The organism is Rhizobium glycinendophyticum, from assembly GCF_006443685.1.
GTDB lineage: Bacteria > Pseudomonadota > Alphaproteobacteria > Rhizobiales > Rhizobiaceae > Allorhizobium > Allorhizobium glycinendophyticum.
In genome coordinates, this window is the sequence record NZ_VFYP01000003.1 from 231,335 (window position 1) to 251,419 (window position 20,085).

Annotated in this window: 15 protein-coding genes; 6 read left to right on the plus strand and 9 right to left on the minus strand. The window is 61.9% G+C overall.

What is annotated here, in order from left to right; translation table 11 throughout:
• Nucleotides 1-5 precede the first annotated feature (5 nt).
• Together treY and FJQ55_RS18240 are read right to left on the minus strand one after the other, a co-directional pair.
• Nucleotides 6-2,663, minus strand: a complete 2,658-nt coding sequence (gene treY / locus FJQ55_RS18235) for a malto-oligosyltrehalose synthase (RefSeq protein WP_140830545.1) — start codon at nt 2,661-2,663, stop codon at nt 6-8.
• A gap of 75 nt (nt 2,664-2,738) precedes the next feature.
• On the minus strand, nt 2,739-3,011 hold the full coding sequence (locus tag FJQ55_RS18240; protein WP_140830548.1) for an usg protein: 273 nt from the start codon (nt 3,009-3,011) through the stop codon (nt 2,739-2,741).
• Between the two features lie 266 nt (nt 3,012-3,277).
• Between FJQ55_RS18240 and groES the strand changes: the two genes are divergently transcribed.
• Both groES and groL read left to right on the plus strand, forming a co-directional pair.
• On the plus strand, nt 3,278-3,592 hold the full coding sequence (groES, locus tag FJQ55_RS18245; protein WP_140830551.1) for a co-chaperone GroES: 315 nt from the start codon (nt 3,278-3,280) through the stop codon (nt 3,590-3,592).
• A 37-nt stretch (nt 3,593-3,629) separates the two neighbouring features.
• A complete protein-coding gene (gene groL, locus FJQ55_RS18250; RefSeq protein WP_140830554.1) occupies nt 3,630-5,255 on the plus strand; it encodes a chaperonin GroEL in 1,626 nt (541 codons plus the stop codon).
• 71 nt (nt 5,256-5,326) lie between these two features.
• Here groL and FJQ55_RS18255 read toward each other — a convergent pair whose 3' ends face one another.
• Nucleotides 5,327-6,016, minus strand: a complete 690-nt coding sequence (locus tag FJQ55_RS18255; RefSeq protein ID WP_140830556.1) for an EAL domain-containing protein — start codon at nt 6,014-6,016, stop codon at nt 5,327-5,329.
• 271 nt (nt 6,017-6,287) lie between these two features.
• Between FJQ55_RS18255 and FJQ55_RS18260 the strand changes: the two genes are divergently transcribed.
• The gene (locus FJQ55_RS18260) at nt 6,288-6,506 is read left to right on the plus strand and encodes a hypothetical protein (RefSeq protein ID WP_140830559.1); all 219 of its coding nucleotides are present in this window, start codon (nt 6,288-6,290) and stop codon (nt 6,504-6,506) included.
• A 101-nt stretch (nt 6,507-6,607) separates the two neighbouring features.
• Here the strand turns inward: FJQ55_RS18260 and FJQ55_RS18265 are convergent, their stop codons facing one another.
• From FJQ55_RS18265 to FJQ55_RS18275, 3 genes are all read right to left on the minus strand, one after another.
• Nucleotides 6,608-8,128, minus strand: coding sequence for a tripartite tricarboxylate transporter permease (locus FJQ55_RS18265; protein ID WP_140830561.1), 1,521 nt, complete (start codon nt 8,126-8,128; stop codon nt 6,608-6,610).
• A gap of 29 nt (nt 8,129-8,157) precedes the next feature.
• Nucleotides 8,158-8,616, minus strand: a complete 459-nt coding sequence (locus FJQ55_RS18270; RefSeq protein WP_140830564.1) for a tripartite tricarboxylate transporter TctB family protein — start codon at nt 8,614-8,616, stop codon at nt 8,158-8,160.
• A 161-nt stretch (nt 8,617-8,777) separates the two neighbouring features.
• Complete coding sequence (locus FJQ55_RS18275; protein ID WP_246085188.1) at nt 8,778-9,752, minus strand: Bug family tripartite tricarboxylate transporter substrate binding protein; 975 nt, start codon at nt 9,750-9,752, stop codon at nt 8,778-8,780.
• A 259-nt stretch (nt 9,753-10,011) separates the two neighbouring features.
• Here FJQ55_RS18275 and FJQ55_RS18280 point away from each other — a divergent pair, with 259 nt between their 5' ends.
• From FJQ55_RS18280 to FJQ55_RS18290, 3 genes are all read left to right on the plus strand, one after another.
• Nucleotides 10,012-10,689, plus strand: a complete 678-nt coding sequence (locus FJQ55_RS18280; protein WP_140830566.1) for a response regulator transcription factor — start codon at nt 10,012-10,014, stop codon at nt 10,687-10,689.
• A 67-nt stretch (nt 10,690-10,756) separates the two neighbouring features.
• A complete protein-coding gene (locus FJQ55_RS18285) occupies nt 10,757-12,067 on the plus strand; it encodes a sensor histidine kinase (RefSeq protein WP_425467556.1) in 1,311 nt (436 codons plus the stop codon).
• Complete coding sequence (locus FJQ55_RS18290) at nt 12,064-13,161, plus strand: ABC transporter substrate-binding protein (RefSeq protein WP_246085189.1); 1,098 nt, start codon at nt 12,064-12,066, stop codon at nt 13,159-13,161. Before FJQ55_RS18285 ends, FJQ55_RS18290 begins: the two co-directional genes overlap by 4 nt.
• 71 nt (nt 13,162-13,232) lie before the next feature.
• On the opposite strand, the gene FJQ55_RS18295 is transcribed toward FJQ55_RS18290, so the two are convergent.
• The 3 genes from FJQ55_RS18295 to FJQ55_RS18305 form a co-directional block, all read right to left on the minus strand.
• Nucleotides 13,233-15,773: a methyl-accepting chemotaxis protein gene (locus FJQ55_RS18295; protein WP_140830571.1), complete on the minus strand. Its 2,541-nt coding sequence runs from the start codon at nt 15,771-15,773 to the stop codon at nt 13,233-13,235.
• A gap of 218 nt (nt 15,774-15,991) precedes the next feature.
• Nucleotides 15,992-18,415: a YbcC family protein gene (locus tag FJQ55_RS18300; RefSeq protein WP_140830574.1), complete on the minus strand. Its 2,424-nt coding sequence runs from the start codon at nt 18,413-18,415 to the stop codon at nt 15,992-15,994.
• 4 nt (nt 18,416-18,419) lie between these two features.
• Nucleotides 18,420-20,024, minus strand: a complete 1,605-nt coding sequence (locus FJQ55_RS18305; protein WP_140830577.1) for a proton-conducting transporter transmembrane domain-containing protein — start codon at nt 20,022-20,024, stop codon at nt 18,420-18,422.
• Nucleotides 20,025-20,085 lie beyond the last annotated feature (61 nt).

A 20,085-nucleotide genomic window follows, 5' to 3' on the forward strand; every position in this document is an offset into this window, starting at 1 on the left:
GCGGGTTAGCCCCGCTCCCCGGCTAATACCGCCACGGTCTGGCCTTCCAGCACGTTGCTGATCAGGATCCTCTTGGACACCGGCGAAACCTGGTCCGCCAGTGCGTCCCGCCACGTCATCTCGGCCAGTTCACCCGGAAGGGAAACGGACGTATCCGCCCAGAATTCAGCGGGGCCCAGCCCAGTGGCATCCGCCAACATCGCCAGAGGCAGCCGGCAGGCGATGGTAATGACTGCCTCGGAACCTGCTTGGCGTGCAAACGCAACGATGTGGTGGCTCTTGGCGCCGTCCACCTCAAGCGGGAGATAGCCTCCCTCCGCGAAAAGCCGCGGGTGCCGGTTGCGAAGGCGAAGCGCCCGGCCCACCAAAGCCTGCTTGACCCAGCCCGAAGCCAGGGCCTGCGGATCGGAAAAGGCAACCGGAGCACTCGGCTCGAACTGCGCCAGTGTTTCGAAAGGCGGAGGTCGGCGATTATCGGGATCAACAAAGCTGAGGTCGATCCCCTCACTGCCCTGGTAGACATCGGGAATACCGGGCGCCGTCAGTTTCACGACCGTCTGAGTGAGCCCGTTGATCAGGCCGGCGACGATAATCGGCTGGATGCGAGAAACGAAAGTCTCGACAAACGCGTGATGGTCGAGCAAGAGCCCGCGCACATAGTCGGTGACGGCACGCTCGTATTCCTCATCAACTGCATTCCAGTCGCTCCGAAGCTTCGCCTCGCGCAGCGACTTCTCCATGAAAGCTGAGAGTCGGTCAGCGAAATCGGCAAGCCCTTCGCGGTCATCGGCTGTCAGATCCACAGGCCAGTGGGCGATCAGCGCCTGGAAGATCATCCACTCGATTTCCGGCTCAGGCGCTGGTCCCTCGCTCAAGGTCTTGACCAAAGGCCGGGCGAGTTGCCGCCATGTGTGGATGAGAGGGCCCATAGCTTCGGCGTCTTCGGCGAAGGCGAACAGCCGGGCCCGCGCATCCTCGCCTCGCTTGGTGTCATGGGTGGACGATGCAGAAAGCCCGTGCGGCTGCTCCTTTGCCCGGCGCGCCATCTCCTGATGGAAATGGGCAAGCCCCTCATCCGGCGGCTCCAATTCTCCGCCCACTTCATTGAGCGCGAGGAATTCGCCATGGCGGAAGAAAAGCGTATCTTCAAGCGACTTGGCCATCAGCGGGCCGGTCAACTGCTGGAATCGCCGCCGCAGAACGGCCTCCCCCTCTCCTGCGGATGTGGCCTCCCCTTCGCCCTTCAGCAGTGCCACGATACGGCCAGCCGCCTGCCTCTCCTCCTCCGACAAATTGCGTGAAGCCTCGAGCAAAACCTCGTCGAGGAGAGCGGCATCCCCGGCTGATAGGCCATTGTCGCTGCCATATGTCCTGTAGCGTGGAAAGGCGAGGAGCAGTTCCTCAAGAGCCACCTGCACAAGCGGCTTGGGAAGACCAGTCAGTCGAGCTGCCTCGCGGCGCAGCGCTCCGACCTCGCCTGCGAAATTCACGCGGATCATCTGCCGCTTGGCGGCGCGCATCTCGAGCAGGATATCGGATGGCCCTCCGCTGACCTGCTCATAGGCCTTTCGAACGGCGCGAAAGCCATCCCCTTCCAGAAGTACGGGCACCTGGGCGGCGATGAACTCGTAACCAGTGGTGCCCTCTACCGGCCAGTCCTCGGGAAGGCTTTCGCCCGGCGCAAGGATCTTCTCCACCACGAGGTAGACGTCGGGCCCGATGGCTGCGCGCAATTTCGCAAGATAGGTCGCAGGATCTGCCAGTCCATCGACATGATCGATCCGCAGGCCTTGGACAATATCGTCGCAGACTAGGTCGAGCACGGTCTGATGCACGTCCTCGAACACGGCCTGATCCTCGACCCGCAAGCCGACCAGCCCGGCGATTTCGAAAAAGCGGCGATAATTCAGCCCCTCCGCAGCCTCGGTGTAATGCATCAAGCGCCAAGGCTGGAGGCTGTGCAGGAAGACCAGAAAGTCGGCATCGCGGGCCCGCGCAGCAAGCGCCCGCAGCAGAGGTTCGCAGTCGCCGCCGTTGCACAACGTCAGAACCTTTTCATGAAAGTCCGCGGCATTCTCAGCCTTCGCCGCTCGGCCGAGTTCCGCAAGCCGGGTGGCCATCGGGTCCGTCGCTTCGCTCAGTACGGCAGGATAGGTGGTAGGCGCCAGCGGATAGAGGCTGTCGAAATATTTGAGCGCCAGCCCCCCTTCGCTCCGGTCGAGCGCCAGGGAAAAGCCCCCTTCCATCACCACCTGCTCGAAGCTCGCCCCGAGAAAGGGCAGCGTCAGCTTCTGGTTCCAGTCGATATCGAAGTGGCGGGCATAGGGACTGGCCTCGCCCCAGGTAACGACGCTGCGCCACCACGGGTTTTCAAGGCTGGCCGCCATATGGTTCGGGACGATGTCCAGGATCAGGCCGAGGCCTTCTGCTTTCAAAGCCCGGGACAATCGCTCCAGCCCATCCATGCCGCCGAGGACGGGATCAATGAGGTTGGCGTCCGTGACGTCATAACCATGCGTCGAACCCTTTGTGGCAGCAAAGATCGGCGAGGCATAGAGATGGCTGATGCCGAGCCGTTTCAGATAGGGCACGAGTCCAATGGCACGATCGAAGTCCATCCCGTCGCGAAACTGCAGACGGTAGGTCGAGACGGGAATGGGCATGCTGACATCCTCGGGAGAAACTTTGGGCGACGCTGCGTAACGCCGCCAACCCCGGGTTGTTCCCAGCAGATCGCCTTAGTGCAGCTTGATCTCGCCGTCCACCTTGCGCCACTCGTTCGGCCCAATCAGCCGTTTGTGGCTGAAGCGCACGGAGTGCAGGTCGCCATCGAGATTGGTCCGCCAGAAATCGAGAAACTTCGTCATCTGCGGGAAATCAGGCGCCAGATCGTAATCCTGCCAGAGGAAGGTCTGCAGAACGGAGCGAAAGTCGGGCAGCCGGTAAAGGATGTGTGCGGTGGTGAGGCCGTATCCCTCCATCTGGAGAGTAAAGTCTTTGGATGATGTCATGCGTTTCCCTCATGTCGTTGACGATAAAAAGTTTGACAAAACTGCGTGAAATGGCAAGAGGGTCGCAAAAATTGTGATGATAAATCAGGCTGTTAGCAGCAAACCTACGAGAGTGCTGATTTTTTTCATCAGCCCCTCTTGAAACAAAAAATCGGAAAAACCAGATCATCGCGCGCCGGATGCCTCACATGGGTCCGGCGACCCGTCCGGACCCCATCCGGTCCGGCCTTTGGGGACGTTCAATTTTGTTTGTCCAGGAGGAAAACATGAAGTTCCGTCCGCTGCACGACCGCATCGTCGTCCGCCGCGTTTCGTCCGAGGAGAAGACCAAGGGCGGCATCATCATTCCCGACACTGCCAAAGAAAAGCCGCAGGAAGGCGAAGTCATCGCCGTCGGCCCCGGCGCTCGCAACGACCAGGGCCAGATCGTCGCGCTCGACGTGAAGGTCGGCGATCGCGTTCTCTTCGGCAAATGGTCCGGCACTGAGATCAAGATCGACGGCGAAGAGCTGCTGATCATGAAGGAAGCCGACGTCATGGGCATCATCGAAGTCCAGGCCGCAGAAAAGAAAGCCGCCTGAGAACTATCAGTCATCATTTGCCTTTGAGGAGTGAACCATGGCTGCAAAAGAAGTGAAATTCCACACCGATGCCCGCGAAAAAATGCTTCGCGGCGTCGATATCCTCGCCAATGCCGTGAAGGTGACGCTGGGTCCCAAGGGCCGCAACGTCGTCATCGACAAGTCCTTCGGCGCGCCCCGCATCACCAAGGACGGCGTCTCGGTCGCCAAGGAAATCGAGCTTGAGGACAAGTTCGAGAACATGGGCGCGCAGATGCTGCGCGAAGTGGCCTCCAAGACCAATGACCTTGCCGGTGACGGCACCACGACCGCAACCGTTCTGGCCCAGGCCATCGTCAAGGAAGGCGCCAAGGCCGTGGCCTCCGGCCTCAACCCGATGGACCTCAAGCGCGGCGTCGATCTCGCCGTTGAAGCCGTTGTGGCCGAACTGAAGGCGAATGCCCGCAAGATCTCCAACAATGCGGAGATCGCCCAGGTCGGCACCATCTCCGCCAATGGCGACACCGAAATCGGCCGTTACCTGGCCGAAGCGATGGAGAAGGTCGGCAATGACGGCGTGATCACCGTCGAGGAGGCAAAGACGGCCGAGACTGAACTCGAAGTGGTCGAGGGCATGCAGTTCGACCGCGGTTACCTCAGCCCTTACTTCGTCACCAATCAGGAGAAGATGCGCGTCGAACTCGACGAGCCCTATATCCTGATCCACGAGAAGAAGCTGTCGAACCTGCAGGCCCTGCTTCCTGTTCTCGAAGCTGTCGTCCAGTCCGGCAAGCCGCTGGTTATCATCGCCGAAGACGTCGAAGGCGAAGCGCTCGCCACCCTCGTCGTCAACAAGCTGCGCGGTGGCCTGAAAGTTGCAGCCGTCAAGGCTCCGGGCTTCGGCGATCGCCGCAAGGCCATGCTCGAGGACATCGCGATCCTCACCGGCGGTACGGTCATTTCCGAAGACCTCGGCATCAAGCTCGAGAACGTCACCCTCAACATGCTGGGCCGTTCCAAGAAGGTGTCGATTGAGAAGGAAAACACCACGATCATCAACGGCGCCGGCTCCAAGACGGAGATCGATGGTCGCGTGGCCCAGATCAAGGCGCAGATCGAGGAGACCTCCTCCGACTACGACCGCGAAAAGCTGCAAGAGCGCCTGGCAAAGCTTGCTGGCGGCGTCGCCGTCATCCGCGTCGGCGGCTCGACCGAAGTCGAGGTGAAGGAGAAGAAGGACCGCGTCGACGACGCCCTGCATGCGACCCGTGCGGCCGTCGAGGAAGGCATCCTGCCCGGCGGTGGCGTTGCCTTGCTCCGCTCGGTCAAGGCGCTCGAGAACCTGAAGGCCCCGAACGACGACCAGCGCGTCGGCATCGACATCATCCGCCGCGCCATCGAAGCCCCGGTTCGTCAGATCGCCGAAAATGCCGGTGCCGAAGGCTCGATCATCGTCGGCAAGCTGCGCGAGAAGGCTGAATTCGCCTATGGCTGGAACGCCCAGACCGGCGAATATGGCGACCTCTTCGCCCAGGGCGTCATCGACCCGGCCAAGGTGGTGCGCACCGCGCTGCAGGACGCAGCCTCCGTTGCAGGCCTCCTCATCACCACCGAAGCGATGATCGCCGAGAAGCCGAAGAAGGAAGCAACCCCGGCCATGCCGGCAGGCGGCATGGACTTCTAAGGCCAGGAAGAACGGAATACGGGAGGGCCGCTCTCTTGGGCGGCCCTTTTTTCTGGTGGATGGCAGGGACCTCAGGCGGCCAGCGAAATTGGGCTTAGACCTTCAAACGTCGGACGGGCAAGGTAATAACCCTGTATGAGATTGACGCCGAGATCCGTCAGCACCTCCATCTCGTCCGCCGTCTCAACGCCCTCGCAAACGACGGTGACGCCAAGATCATGCAGCATGGCAAGGGTGTGGCGCACGACCACCTGCTTAATGCTATCGGTATCGATGCCACGGATCAGATCCATGTCGAGCTTCACCAGATCAGGCTGGAACCGCGTTAGCAGGTTTAAACCCGAATAGCCCGCTCCAAAATCGTCGATCGCCGTCTTGAAGCCGATTTCGCGATAGCTCCGCAGAATGTTGAGGATGTGATCGGTGTCGAGCTTCTCGACCTCGGTGAATTCAAAAATGATCCGGTCCAGCGGAAAGTCCGTCCGACGGGCAGTCTCAAGGGTCTGGCGGATGCAGGCACGCGGCTCGTAGACCGCATTTGGCATGAAGTTGATCGAGAGATGCGGCATATCCGTCCGCGGGAAGAGGCGGCTCGCCAGTTCGATCGCCCGCACCCGGCATTGCTGGTCGAAAGCATAGCGGTTGTCGGGATCGATGAGGGAGAGCACGCCATAGGCACCGCTGCCATCCGCGCCCCGAACCAGGGCCTCATGAGCAAAGACCTGCCTCGACCGCATGTCGACAATGGGCTGGAAGGCCATCGAAAAATCGCGTTCGAACTTCGCTCCGCCTCGGCAACCCTGACACGACACCTGAACACTCCTTCAATACCGGTTTCGAGAAAAACACGTGTCGCTTAAGGAAGGTTGAAGGCGCTACGCAAGTACTTCCAAATTTTGCAACCCTCCGCGACGGCTTGTGCGTGATCTTTTTTGGGCATCGCTTCATTAGTTCGTTTTATTCAAATATGCTTGATTTCGTAGCCGATTCGAGACGGCTGCGGGGCTAAATGACTTAGCTGGGGATGCGGACATGACTGACCATACGGAAATCGAGACCTGGGCAATGGTGCGGGCGCAGCAGATCGTCATGCAACAGGGGGCGAACCTGGTGGTTGCAGCCCAAAGGCTGGATCACAGGAAAACCACTGCCAATACCTACGCCCTGAGGGCGGCAATCATGAAATCGCTGGTCGAAGCCCTCTCCTCCCCTCCGGCTGGAATGCTCAGCCAGATGCAGGCGGGGGAGTAACCCGGTTCCAAACGATAGACGCCGCGCCTGCGAGGCAGAATACGGCGTCTTCTCCTTGGGAGGATCGGTAAGGGGCCCGCAGAGGCTGCCGGCTTTAGTTTTTATTGGGCAGACGCTTCGGCGGCTGCAAGCTGCCGGCGGCGCTTGGCCCGCCAGCCAAGCAGAGCAGGCAAAACAGCGACAGCAATTGCGAGTGCCCACAACACCAGCGAAATCTTGCTCTGGAACAGGATGGAGATATCTCCGCCGCTGATCGCCAAGGCATTGCGCAGATTGACCTCCATCACCTTGCCCAGAACGAAGCCGAGAATGATCGGCGCCATATCGAAGCCTGCCTTGCGCAACAGCCAGCCCGCAAGACCGATCGCCAGCATCAGGTAGATCGCGAAGATCGATGCATGCGTTGAGTAAACGCCGATGACCGAGAGCACGAGAATACCGGGCACCAGGATCCAGTTCGGCATGGTCAACACGCGGGCGAAGATGTTCACCAGTGGCAGGTTGAGCGCGAGCAGGATGAAGTTGCCGACGAACAGCGAGGCGACGAGACCCCCGACGATTTCCGGCCGTTCGACGAGAAGCATCGGGCCGGGCTGGATGTTGTAAAGCATCAGCGCGCCCATCATGACGGCCGTCGTGCCGGATCCCGGAACACCCAGCGTCAACATTGGCACGAAAGCGCCTGCAGCCGTTGCATTGTTGGCCGCTTCTGGAGCTGCAAGGCCCCGCACATCACCGTGGCCGAACGTTCCTTCGGTGTCGGAGATCCTCTTTTCTGTCGTGTACGAGACGGCACTGGAGACCGATGCCCCAGTTCCCGGCAGTACGCCGACAATGAAGCCGATGAAGGAGCCGCGCAATGTGGCGCCCATGCTCTTCACCACATCCGACATCCGGGCCGTCATGCGGCCGAGCTCGCGGATCACGGTGACGCCATTGGTCTGGTGCTCCAGGATCAGCATCGCTTCGGAGATCGAGAAGAGACCGATGACCAGGGTCACGAACTCGATGCCATCGCCGAGTTCCGGTTCGTTGAAGGTGAAGCGATAGGCGCCGGAAGTGGCATCTAGACCGACGGTGGCAAGCATGAGGCCAAGCACGCAGCCAATCAGGGTCTTGGTGGGCTGGGAGCCGACCATCGAACCGAGGGTCGCGAACGCGAACACCATCAGCACGAAGTATTCGGCAGGGCCAAAGCCGATAGCGAGGCCAGAGAGCAGCGGCGCGAAAAAGGCGAGGCCGATGACACCAATGATCCCGCCGATGAAGGAGGCGATACCGGACAGCGCCAGCGCTTCGCCGGCGCGTCCCTGCTTCGCCATCGGATAGCCGTCCATCGCCGTCATCACGGCACCGGCATCTCCCGGCACGTTGAGCAGGATGGACGAGATGCGGCCGCCATATTCGGCACCGCAATAGACCGAGGCGAGGAGGATCATCGTGCTTTCGGCGGGCAAGCCCATCGAGTAGGCGATCGGCATCAAAAGCGCGATGCCGTTGATCGGGCCGATGGCCGGCAGCGCACCGACCAGGGTGCCGATGAAGCAGCCGATGAAACCGATCAGCAGGTTCTGCCAGGTGAGGGCAATGCCGAAGCCATGCCAGAGATATTCGAAGCTCATGAAACGATCCTTTCAGGTCCTGGCGACGGTCAGCCGAAAATCGCGCCGGTCGGCAGATAGACCTCGAGCAAGAAGGAGAAGATGAACCACCAGAGGGCGGCATGAACGACACCGCCGATCAGCGACAGTTTGAGCGGCGCGCCAAAGATCCAGCCGGTGACGGTAGTCAGGAGAAAGATCGCCGCGGCAAAGCCCAGCGGTTCCATCAGCGCCACGCTGACGATCAGTGCGACGGGAACGGCGAGCACCCGAACGAGCGACTGCCCGGTCGGGAAACCTTCTGCCGAACCCGGAAACTTCAGATAGAGGAGCGCGAGCAAGCCGAGCAGGACCGAAAGCATTACCGGCACGACACGTGGCCCGAGCGGATCCGAGGAGAAGGCATATTCGATCATGCTGCCGCCAATGCCATAGGCGGCCGCAAGCAAGAGCAGGACCAGCGCACTGATGCGTCCGATCAACTGATGGGTTCTCGTGTTTTCCGACATGTGTGATCTCCTGACTTGAAAGCAAGCCCGGTCCCACGGACGTATCCAGGGGCTTCAAGCCTTCAGCCTCGGCTGCGACAGATTGAATTTTGAAGCGTTAAGCCGCCCCGAAGTGAGGCGAGCAGAGCGATGCGGCCCTTAAGGACCGCATCGCATCGGGATCAGAAGCCGGCTTCTTTCGCCAGGATCTTGAACTTCGCGACGTCGCTCTTGACGCGGTCATCGAAGTCCTTGCCGACCAGCGTGAACTCGAACAGGCCGCGCGTCTCGCGTTCCTTGGCGAATTCCGGTGTCTTGCTCATGGCGTCGAAGGCATTGACCCACCAGTCGTAGTCGGCGTCGGAAACGTCCTTGCCGACATAGAAGCCGCGCCACACCGGCCACTCGATGTCGAAGCCCTGCTCCTTTGCCGTCGGGATATCCTTCAACTCACCCGGCAGCCGCTCTGGCGACATGACGGCGAGGATGCGGACCTTGCCGGCAAGGTGGTGCTTGCCCATTTCCGCAGCGTCGCCGGAACCCACCTGCACATGGCCTCCTTCGAGGGCTGTCAGCACAGCGCCACCGCCTTCAAGGGCGACGTAACGCATCGTCTTCGGATCCTGCTCGGCAGCCTTGGCGATCAACGAACCCTTCATCCAGTCCTGCGACCCCACTGCACCGCCGCCGGCAATCGCAAAAGTCGTCGGATCGGCTTTGTAGGCGGCGACCAGGTCGGCCATCGTCTTATAGGGCGAGTCGGCATTGACCACGATCACGCCGAAGTCCGCGCCCAACGCACCGAGCCAGCGGACGGCACTTTCGTCATACTGGCCGAACTTGCCCTGAGCGATCAGCAGCGCTGAGCCGGAGGATGCGGCCGTAATCAGGTTCGGATCGGTGGCACGCTTGGAGATGACGTGGTTGTAGGCAACGGCGCCGACGCCGCCTTCCATGTAGGTGACCGCCATCGGCTCCTTGATCTGCTTGGTCTCGAGCAGGGCATTGGCCGCAAGGCGGCAGGTCAGGTCGAAGCCACCGCCCGGCTTGGCGCCGGCGAGGCATTCAGGCTTGGTCGGCTCGGCCATGGCTGAGGTCGCGGCAGCAAGCCCGATCAGGGCCGCACCGGCCAGGAATTTCATCGTGTTGCGGATCATCATTCTCTCCCGAATGTCTGAGCTTTCCTCGGACAATCCCCGCGCAAGGCAACGGAAGAACCGCACGCGAATGATCATCCGCATGGTCCTCAAGGCGATGGCGTTGGGATCCTCCCCAAATGCCGGCAAGAGCTTCCTCCTCGCGCCGGCCGGACATTGATAGGCCTCAATCCTGTCACGATCCTGTCAAACCCGTTAACCGCGTGACAGCACGACCGGCACCGCTTGATCGCCGTCTCCAGACATGCGACCGTCGGCCATGCGCATTCTGCTCGTGGAAGACACGCTCGATGTCGGCGAGGCCATCAGCCGCCGCTTTGAAACCATCGGCCACACGGTCGATTGGCAGACGGACGGCCGTGCCTCCTCGGAAATCCTCGATTTCACAGAATATGATCTGGTCATCCTCGACGTGATGCTGCCGGGCCTGGACGGCTTCTCGATTCTCAAACGCCTTCGACAGAACAAGAATCCGGTACCGGTGCTGGTCCTCACTGCCCGCTCTGAGATCGATGATCGGGTAGGGGCGCTCGATCTCGGCGCCGACGACTACCTCGTCAAACCCTTCGATTTTCGCGAACTGGAGGCACGTGCGCGTGTCCTGATGCGCCGTAGCAGTGGCGGTGAGGCGACCAATATCATTGTCTGCGGCGACGTGCTGCTCGATCGCTCGCAGCGCTCGGTGCGCGTCGGCAAGCGCGAGGTACAGTTGAAGCGTCGCGAAATGACGCTGCTTGAAATTCTGGCAAGCCGTCCGGGGCGCATCTTCAGCAAGGAGCAACTGCTCGACCAGTTGTTCGGCTTCGAGGAAGCGGCGGGCCCAAATGCCATCGAACTTTACGTCGGCCGTCTGCGCAAGAAGCTGGAGGGTGCCAAGGCCCGGATTGTGACCGTGCGCGGCATGGGCTATCAACTGGTGTCCGATGCAGAGGACTAAACCCTCCCTCTTTTCGCGGCTCGTCCTGCGTGTCGCCCTGGTTCTCGCCGGAGGCGCTGCTGTGCTGATGACAGCCGCATGGCTTTATGCGCGGGCAGCAGCCGACGAAGCCTATGATCGGCTCTTGCAAGGCGCGGCGATCCAGATCCTCGACAGTCTCGTCATCGAGGACGGCAAGATCGCCGTCAACCTGCCCCCTAGCGCCTTCGAATTGCTGGGGCTCGCCCCGCGCGATCGCATCTTCTACCGCGTCATCGCGCCGGACGGAAAGACGCTCACCGGCTATGACGATCTCGCTGCCAGCACCGACAAGGAACACAGCTTGAACGGTCTACTGTTGGAAACGAGCCGCTACCGCGGCCAGCCGGTGCGCCTTGTCCAGACCAGCCGCGCGATCTCCGATCCGAGCATTGGTGGCTGGGCGCATGTCTTGATCGCCCAGACCACCGAGGCCCGGCAGGCACTCACGACGGAGCTCACCACCCGGGCCCTGATCCTGGTGATGATCATGAGCCTGCTGGCGCTCGCCGGTACCGTGCTTGCAGTCCGGTATTCGCTGCGCCCGCTGGATGCCCTCGGCGCGACCCTTCGCCGACGCGATTCCCAGGATCTGACGCCGCTGGCCGTGGACGTGCCGCGCGAATTGGCGCCCTTCGTCGACTCCATCAATCACTTCATGCGCCGGCTGGACGAGCGTCTGAAACTTCTACAGCGCTTCATCGCCGACAGTGCGCACCAGATCCGCACCCCGCTTACCGCCCTCTCCGCCCAAGTGAGCCTGATCGACGAAGAGGCGCTATCGGAAGCAAACCGCCGCCACCTGAGCCGTGTGCGCAACCGCACCACCGAACTCGCGCGCTTCACCACGCAACTGCTCAACCACGCCATGGTGATTCATCGCTTCGATTCCGCACAGCTCTCGCCGCTCGATCTCACGGACGTCGCCCGCAAGGCTTTCCGGGCGGCTGTGCCGATCACCATCGATCCGGATACTGTCGTGTCTTTTGAAGCGCCCGACGAAACGCTGACGATCCTCGGCGACGGACTGAGCCTGCGAGAGGCCATCGTCAACATTATCGACAATTCGCTGCGCCACGGAACGTTGTCGAAGCTCGAGGTCCGGGTGACCAAACGCGGCGACTTCGGTCTCGTCGAGGTCGAGGATGACGGCCCCGGCATTCCGCCGGCGGACTGGTCGCATGTCACCCAACGCTTCGTGTCATCCAAATCGGGCGAAGGCAGTTCCGGTCTCGGTTTCGCCATTGCCTCGGAAGTCGCCGGTGCATTGCGGGGGGCGCTGTCCTTTCGCGAGAAGACACCGGACCGCGGCTTCACCGTCGTCCTCGAACTGCCCCTGCTGCGGAGGGAAAACGCATGATGGCGGCCCGCTTCCTGACGTCTCTTCTGCTTCTGGGCGTAAGCCTTCTGTCGGGCCCGAACGCAGCACGAGCCCTCGAGGGTGAACGTGTCGTATTTCCCGCCCTTGCTCCCGAACAGGCGCGTCTTGTCGTCAACGGGGCGACCGATGCCGACGCAATGAAGCCTCTGATCCTCGACTTCCAGCAACTGGCGCCGGAGGTGACGGTCGAGTTCAACGACTACGTCACCAACGACCTGTTTCGCGAGGCCGAGGCCGCCTGCCGCAACAACGCGGCCTATGGCGACCTCTTGCTCTCTTCCTCTGTCGACCAACTGGTGAAGCTTGCCAATGACGGCTGTGCGCAGGATCATAGATCGCAGGAAACCGAACGGGTCGCCTCGTGGGCAAACTGGCGCGATGAAGTCTTCGGCTTCACCTTCGAGCCTGCCGTCATCGTGTATGACGGCAGACGTGTGCCTCCCGAGGATGTGCCCCGCTCTCATGTGGAGATTGCCGAACTCCTGCGCGCCAAGCCGGACCTTTATCGCAACCGCATCGGCACCTATGACGTCCGCGTCTCCGGCATCGGCTATCTGCTCGCCTTTCACGACGCGCTTCAGGCGCCGACCACCTATGGCCGCCTGCTGGAAAGCTTCAGCCGCGCCGACGTCGTCACACGCTGCTGCAACAGCGAGGTCCTGGGGGAGATCGCCAATGGCCGGCTGCGTATCGCCTATAACGTGCTCGGCTCCTATGCCTATGCCGCGTCACGGCGCAATCCGGATCTGCGCGTGGTGATTCCGCGTGATTATGCGCTGATCCTGTCGCGCGGCGCGCTCATCCCGGAACAGGCACCCAATCCCGGTCTCGCAAAACGTTTTCTCGACTATCTCCTGTCACCGCGCGGACAGAAGGTGGCCCGCGAGAAAGCCTTCTTCTTCTCCGAAGATGCACCACTGCCACCCGATGTCGACGGCCCCATGTCGCTGATCGAATCCGGCATCGGACGCCCGATCCGCATCGGACCGGCTTTGCTGGCCGCGCAAGACCAGGCAACCCGTGACCGCTTCATCGCCAACTGGTCGTCGCTCTTCTCGCCCACACCACCCTGATCCCGCAACGAAATAGCCGCCGGCGATGTCCCGCCGGCGGCTTTGAACTTGGCTGATCCTTGTGTCGCGGATCAGGCGGCGCGGTGATGGGGCGCGCTTACCCGTGCACGGCCTTCCGGCGCCAGCTTGAACTGGTTGACCAGTTGCATCAGCGCATCCGCCTCGTCCGCCAGCTGGCGGGTGGCGGCATTCGTCTCCTCGACCATGGCGGCATTGCGCTGGGTCATCTGGTCCATCTCATTGACCGAGGAATTGACCTCGCCGAGCGCATTCGACTGATCGCGGCTTGCCCTAGCGATGACAGAGACGCGTTCCGCAACTGTGATGATGTTCGCCGAGATTTCGGCCAAAACCGATCCGGTCTGCTGGACCAATTTGGAACCCGACGACACCTCGGTGCTGGACTTGTGGATCAGGTCCTTGATCTGCTGGGCAGCTCCGGCGGAGCGCTGTGCAAGCTCGCGCACTTCCTGCGCGACAACCGCAAACCCCTTGCCTGCTTCACCGGCACGCGCCGCCTCGATGCCGGCATTGAGCGCGAGCAGATTGGTCTGGAAGGCGATCTCATCGATGACATCGATGATCTGTACGATCTGGCCCGACGCATCCTCGATCCGTCCCATGGCGTCAATCGCGCTCGCGACAACTACGGACGAGGTATCAGCCCGACCCTTGGTGTCGGCCACGATCGCATTCGCCTGTTCGGCTTGTTCCGCCGACTGCTTGACGGTCACCGTGATCTCGTCGACGGCAGCCGCGGTCTCTTCGAGCGATGCCGCCTGCTGCTCCGTGCGCTTGGCAAGCTGGTCGGCCGCACTGCTCATTTCGGCGGCATTGCGCTGGATCATGTAGGTATTCGAGCGGATCTGCGTCATCGTATCCTGCAGATGCTCCAGCGACTGATTGAAGTCGGTGCGCAGCTGCTCGAGACGACCGTTGAACGGCGTATCGATGGTTTCGGAGATGTCCCCCTTGGCCAACCGGCCGAGACCGGCTGCAAGTGCATTGACGGCGAAGTTGATCTGCCGGTCGATCTCCTGCTTTTCGAGATCGTTGCGGCGACGTTCTTCCTCGGCCTCAGCCCGTTCGGCTTCGCTGCGGCTCTCGATTTCGATCTTGGAGAGGGCGTTCTGCTTGAACACGCCGAGTGCACGGGCCATTTCGCCGATCTCGTCGACGCGGCTCTCGCCGTTGATCTTGGTATCCAGGCCACCTTCTGCCAGACGGCGCATGGCACCCGTGATCTGGCCGATCGGACCCTTGAAGGTCAGGACAAGACCGATACCAGCAAAGATCGAGATCAGGATGCCGATGCCGGTCGCGCCAATCGAAATGGAGTTGGCATCGCGACGTTCTTCGCCGGCCGACACCTTCTGCATTTCCGCAAAGGTGGTGAGCTGCTTCCAGATCACGTTGAGGTCGGAACCAGCCTGATCGTAGCTCGCCTTGCGCGCCTGGCTGACCTTGACGAGTTCGACGCTGGCACCGGCCATGGTCTCGATCGCAGGCGTCAGCTCTTCCTTGACCTGCATGAAGATCGGCTGGTCGGCAGCGCTGGTACCCAGCATATCGAGCGAGGCCTTGAGGGCCTTGAACTGCTGGTCGAGCAGCGCGCGGTTGTCATCAGTCGGCTCCAGCAGGAAGCGGGCCATCATGATCTGCAGACCGTAACCCGCCGACATCAGCTGGCGACCGTCATTGATGACAGCCTGCGCCTTGGCGAGCGGAGCGTCGAGTTCACCGAACTTGATCGTCGCGTCCTTCATCTTCTGCTGGGCGGCAAGGCCCAGATAGGAATTCAGCTGTGTGAAATTGCGCAGCGTCCCCTGCAGTTCCGTGATCACCGCATCGGAGCGATCATTAGCATCGAGGACCGCCTTCAACTGTCCGGCAATCTTGTCCAGCGTCTTCGCTGCAGACTTGTTCGCCTGGGGCAAAATATTGGCCAGCATCTGCTGCCGCGACACGATTTCGGGAAGACGGGCCGAAATGACGGCAAATTTCTCGTCCGGTGTCTTCGCCTTGGTAAAGGCCGAATTCGTTTCGCTGAGGAACGTCCCCGAGCTGCGGATACCTTCTGCGTCGCGCAGCATCGACTTGGCGGCCGCGTCATCAGCCTGAACGGCCTTTTCCATGTCGGTCATCGCGGCGGTGATCTTGTCCTGCGAATCCACGACCTGCGCATTGCCCTTTTGCAGCGATGCAACCAGCGCGGATTCGGATTCGTGCAGCCGCCACAACTCGTCGGTGCGGGCGACGACGGTATCGACCAGCGCACGAGCCTGCTCGAGTTCGGAACGGCCGTCAGCATCTGCGGATAGTTGCGACAATGTCGTCTGGAGATCCTGCTGCTGCTGCTTCAGGCGCGTCGTCACATCATCGCGCGACTGCGGGGTCGTGTTTTCCAGGAAGTCGGTCATGGAAGCGGAGACATCACGGAACCCGCTGAGCGACTGCAGCACGCTGTTCGAAATCTCGATCCGGCCTTGCAGGAGACCCGAGGCATAGAGGCCCGTGAAGCCGACGGCCGAAATGCTCACGACAAAGGGCAGGATGAAAATCAGAACCTTGGTCTGGATGTTGAAACGGGACAGGATGCGGTCGATGAACACGTTCTAATTCTCCTCGGACACTGCGGGCGAAGGCCGGCGCGCGCCTTAATCAATCCTCTAAGAATGAATGGGGAAAACTAACATCGACTTAATTAGCACCCCCGGAATTCGCTACGCATATGCAGCAAAGTCGTGATGGGGCTGTCACAGAAACCGACTGCCGAAGAACCACGCCCCGCAGTCATCGTCATGATCGAGTTGAGGAAAGCGCCCGTAGGTTAGGGCGCCACTGCGGCTCGCGCGGGCGGCGAAACCGGCACATCCATGCCGTCTGGCGAAGCGACCCAGCGGCTATCTCCGGCATAACGCCAAGCCATGCGGCCCTGCTCGTCAAGGGCGTAAAGATGAAGCCAGGTGTTGTCGAACAGTGCCCGCACCCCATCGTGCCGTTGAAGGATCGCGGCAATCGCTTCCCTGGGCGCTTCGACGGCCACAGTCAGACGCAGCGGTTCGTGCAGATAGGCAGCACCGTCATGTACCGATTGCCACGGCAGGCCCGCCCGCAGCTTGCCGCCATTCCCTTCCAGAACGCCGATGCCACCGACGACATTGTGCAACAGCTTGTTGCCGGCGCCGAAGAGTGAAGGTGCGACGGTCGAGCCGAAATACTGGAGGCTGATCCAGCTCGCAACAACCACGGGAGCCGTGAGGATCAGTTCGAGGACCTTGAAGCCCTCGTCCTGTCGCCAGACGTAGTCATGCAGGAAGGCCCGGCCATCGAGTGCCTTTCCTTGTGTACGCGACCGGGGTGCGGCGATGAAGGCGCTGCAGCCGGCAAGCCCCAGTTCCGGCCGCACCTGCGACCAGTCGCTGCTGCGCGAAGCCAACGATTGTGCGGAAGCGCCAGCGAGCTTGACCGCGCGCTCGGCCCGCGCCAATTGACCCGACTGCTCCAGCCAACGGCGGATCTTGTGAAGGTCGCTAGCATCCACCTCTGTCTCTAGATCTCCGTGGAAGACCGTGACCGCATCCGTTGTGGTGTCGTGCAGCCCGGCCAGAAAGACCGTATCCGCCGGGATGTTGAGCCCCTTCTGCCCGAGCCTTTGCCGCACCGCCGGATCGTTCAGAAGGCTCGCGAGCAGCCGCGCATTCACATCTCCCGCATGGCCGCCACAGGCACCGCAATGCAGGGCGCTGGCAAAGGGGTTGTTGACGACATTGGCCCCGTGACCGGCAAGCAGGACGAAGCGGGCGAAGCCTTTGGTGAGCGACATGGCCCGCAACACGGTTTCGGCCGCAGCCGCCCGTGCTTCGATGTCGAGATGGGGCGAGAAGCGGGGGGCAGTATTGTCATACCCTTTTCCCTTGCCGAAGCCGAGCCCGTCGCGCAGGAGCTTGGTCACATAGACCGGGCCCATCGCCTCGACAAAGGCGAAGGACGATACGGCAGCGAGTTTGAACCGACCCCAGGCCCGGATCGCCCGGGCGCTAAAGCGTGCCTGCCGATCAGCTTCGTCATCTGTGTCAACAGCCGTGCAGCTGAAAACCGAGGGCTTGAGCAGCACTGGAAGCCGATGCTCGGCAACATCGGAGGCAAAGCCGCGATGGCTGACACCGAGCCCGAAGAAACCGGCAAAACCAAGTGTCCGGATGCTTGGATCCACGCTTTCCAAACCCCGGCGGAAGACTTCCGAGCGGACGTCGATGCAGAATGCCGCCTGCAAGAATGGCCGCACTTCGGCCGCGGGCGTGGACGAGGCCGGCACCGACAGCATCTGCCCGAGACGCCGCTGCGCGGCCCGTTCCGCCGCCAGCTGCAAGACACCATCGATCACAGTTGTCTGGTCCGCGGAAACCGGTGCGCAATGCGCCCGCCGGATGCTGCGCCAGTCGTTTTCGATGCCCGGTTGGTAGAGTGCATAGAGCGCCTCTTCAAAAACCAGCCGAACGGCCAGCAATTCGAGCACCGTCGTCTCTGTCCGCCCCTCCAGTTCCGCCTTCCACTGCAGGTGACGGGCATGTTGGGCCCAGCCGCCAAGACCGAGAAGCAATTGGTGAAAATAAGTGCCCGGATCGCGACCGAACCCGAGCCGGACAGCCGCCCGTTCGATCGCGCCCTGCGCCGTCTCCGGCGTCTCGGTGACGAACGCGCCGAAACCGGTCAGGCCGCAGATTTCGGGCGTGAGGTCATGAGTCGCGAAGGCGCGCCAGGCGGCATAGAGCCCATTGCGTGTTGAGGCAGCCCACAGTGCCTGTCCTTCGTCGAAGAAACCTGCGGCAAAATTACCGATGCGATCGGCGATCACGGCCGGCCAGTCCTGACCCGAATGGCGCGCCGCAAGCTCGGCCACCGTCGGCAGCGGTTGCAGCGGCCCCGTGTCTTCGGCGATGGCTGCCTTGAGTGCCGCCAGATCAAGCCCGCAACGGCTTGCCGAAATCGCGGACAGAAAATCGTCATCCGAAATTTCGCCAGCGGCGATCTTCTCGCGGTAATGCTTGCGGGGCAGTGCCAGCCGCACGCCACCGATCCGCTCGAGACGCGATGAAGTTGTCTCAAGGCTTTCGCCAATCTGGGCAAGGAAGGGATTGACGGCAACCGTGGCCGTCAGCGGCCAGGCAGGCGGGATGGCGCGGACAGCCTGTTCAGCCGCCTGTGCAAGAGCCTCGCCATGCAGGGTATCGACGGTGGTGAGATCGTTCATCGGTTCACTCCTGGACATGGGCGGTGGAAGGGGTGGCAAGGGAAGAAAAGCCGCCGGCTCTCGATCGTGGGACCTTCCAGCCCCCGAGCAACCGATCGAACAGCGCGTTGACATACAAGCCGTTGGATAAATGCACCCGCAGCCCGGCGGCAGCCGGATGATAGGCCCAGAGCGGGAAGAGCGCCTGGGCCACAGCAACCACGCCGAAGGTCACGACCGCGAGCACCATCAGTGTCCATTCGAGCGGCCCTGGCTGTGGGGTCGCCGGAAGGGTGCCGGCCATCAGCTGGTCGGCGCCGCGCTGCAGGGCGAAATAGGCGGTGGCAGCCGAGACGGAATAGAGCGAGGTCCGCCAGGTCAGCGCCCAAGGGGCCGCGTCCGCCAGACCCTGCGCGATCAGATAGGCCGTACCGAAGATCAGGATGGCGCCGAGCGCAAGCGCCTGGGGCGGCTTGTCGGAGAAGCCGAAGAGCACGCCAATCACCGCGTAGATGGCGAGGGCGAGAAGGAAGGCCCGGCGAACGGCACGAACATTCGGAATGGTAACCGGTCCAGGCCGCCGCGCCGAGGCTACCGTCTCGACCTGAGAGCCCGAGGCAAGGAAGGCATGGGCCTTGTAGAGCGAGTGGGCAACAATGTGGAGAAGCGCGATCGGGAAGAGTGCCAGCCCGCATTGCAGGATCATGAAGCCCATCTGCGCGACCGTTGACCAAGCGAGCGAAGTTTTGACCGCCGATTGCGTCAGCATGACGAGGCTTCCGAACAGCGCTGTGAAGCCCCCGACCATGACCAGCACCGCGAGTACCCCGGGCGCCTGCAGCATAACGTCGGCAAAGCGGATGAGAAGGAAACCGCCCGCATTGACCACGCCGGCATGCAGCAGTGCAGAGACCGGCGTCGGTGTCTCCATAACTTCCGTCAGCCAGCCATGGGTGGGAAATTGCGCCGACTTGAGCAGGGCAGCGAGCGCCAGAAGGCCGGCAGCGGCGATCACCATGGGCTCGGTGGCGCCTTCGCGGGCAGTGGTGAGGATGAGGGATATGTCACCCGTCCCGAACGAAAGCCAAAGCAGCACAACCGCGCCGATCAGGGCGATATCACCCGTGCGCGAGACCACGAACTTCTTGCGTGCCGCCCGCTGCGCCGCGACCCGCTCCGGATAGAAGAGCAGCAGTTGGTGGAGGAGGAGACTGGTCGCGACCCAGCCGACGACAAGCTGCGCCAGCGTGCCTGCCTGAACAAGGAAAAGGACGGCGGCTAGGGTCGCGGTCATCCAGCCGGTAAAGGCGCCTTGCCGGGCTTCACCGTCCAGGAAGGTGTTCGCATAGCGCAAGACCAGCCAGCCGATGAAGGATACCAGTCCCAGCATCACCAGGCTGCCGAGATCGACGCGAGACGCGAAGGTGAAAAAGCCGAGGCCGAGGACCGGGCTGGTCCCGGGTCCGAACTGCCAGAGCACGATCGCCGACGCGAGGGCGACCAGGAAACTCCCAAACGCTGCGGCCTCTGCTGTCTGAAGGGCGGTGCGCGGACGCAAACTCGGCTTGAGGAAACTGATCGCGGACGCGATCAGCAGCAGCAACGGGGCGAGAAGAGGCAAAGCGTACATCACGGGGGCATCTCCGGTCTGGCGGCTCGGTAGCCGGCTGGAAACTTCACGGACCAGTTAC

Bases quoted from the DNA above. Each gene is read 5' to 3' on its own strand.
- treY (WP_140830545.1), bottom strand. From the start codon at position 2,663: ATGCCCATTCCCGTCTCGACCTACCGTCTGCAGTTTCGCGACGGGATG.
- FJQ55_RS18240 (WP_140830548.1), bottom strand. From the start codon at position 3,011: ATGACATCATCCAAAGACTTTACTCTCCAGATGGAGGGATACGGCCTC.
- groES (WP_140830551.1), top strand. From the start codon at position 3,278: ATGAAGTTCCGTCCGCTGCACGACCGCATCGTCGTCCGCCGCGTTTCG.
- groL (WP_140830554.1), top strand. From the start codon at position 3,630: ATGGCTGCAAAAGAAGTGAAATTCCACACCGATGCCCGCGAAAAAATG.
- FJQ55_RS18255 (WP_140830556.1), bottom strand. From the start codon at position 6,016: ATGGCCTTCCAGCCCATTGTCGACATGCGGTCGAGGCAGGTCTTTGCT.
- FJQ55_RS18260 (WP_140830559.1), top strand. From the start codon at position 6,288: ATGACTGACCATACGGAAATCGAGACCTGGGCAATGGTGCGGGCGCAG.
- FJQ55_RS18265 (WP_140830561.1), bottom strand. From the start codon at position 8,128: ATGAGCTTCGAATATCTCTGGCATGGCTTCGGCATTGCCCTCACCTGG.
- FJQ55_RS18270 (WP_140830564.1), bottom strand. From the start codon at position 8,616: ATGTCGGAAAACACGAGAACCCATCAGTTGATCGGACGCATCAGTGCG.
- FJQ55_RS18275 (WP_246085188.1), bottom strand. From the start codon at position 9,752: ATGATCCGCAACACGATGAAATTCCTGGCCGGTGCGGCCCTGATCGGG.
- FJQ55_RS18280 (WP_140830566.1), top strand. From the start codon at position 10,012: ATGCGCATTCTGCTCGTGGAAGACACGCTCGATGTCGGCGAGGCCATC.
- FJQ55_RS18285 (WP_425467556.1), top strand. From the start codon at position 10,757: ATGACAGCCGCATGGCTTTATGCGCGGGCAGCAGCCGACGAAGCCTAT.
- FJQ55_RS18290 (WP_246085189.1), top strand. From the start codon at position 12,064: ATGATGGCGGCCCGCTTCCTGACGTCTCTTCTGCTTCTGGGCGTAAGC.
- FJQ55_RS18300 (WP_140830574.1), bottom strand. From the start codon at position 18,415: ATGAACGATCTCACCACCGTCGATACCCTGCATGGCGAGGCTCTTGCA.
- FJQ55_RS18305 (WP_140830577.1), bottom strand. From the start codon at position 20,024: ATGTACGCTTTGCCTCTTCTCGCCCCGTTGCTGCTGCTGATCGCGTCC.